Annotated in this window: 1 protein-coding gene; it reads left to right on the top strand. The window is 64.0% G+C overall.

Features of this window, described 5'->3' with window-relative positions:
- Positions 1 to 16: 16 nt before the first annotated feature.
- On the top strand, positions 17 to 264 hold a 248-nt coding region (locus AB4Y34_RS42310), incomplete at its 3' end, for a hypothetical protein (RefSeq protein ID WP_368719361.1).

The following is a 264-nucleotide window of genomic DNA, read 5'->3' as shown; positions in this document are numbered from 1 at the left end:
TGCGACGAACCAGGGTGTGGCGCAGAACGCCTCGAACATCGCGGGTCTGGACACCCGGGTGACGCAGAACACGACGGCTATCGGCGGCATGGATACGCGCATCACGCAGAACGAGACGAACATCACGAGCATCGACGGTCGCGTGACGAACGTGGAGGGTTCGGTGCAGAACATCGCGAACGACCTGAGCAGCGGCGTGGTGGGTCTGGTGCAGCAGGACGCAGGTACGAACGCGATCACGGTGGCGAAGGACAAGGCCGGCGA

Origin of the sequence: Paraburkholderia sp. BR10954, from assembly GCF_040965775.1 — a bacterium.
GTDB lineage: Bacteria > Pseudomonadota > Gammaproteobacteria > Burkholderiales > Burkholderiaceae > Paraburkholderia > Paraburkholderia youngii.
The sequence above is the reverse complement of the archived record's forward strand: the minus strand, read 5'-3'. Positions and strand labels throughout refer to the sequence as shown.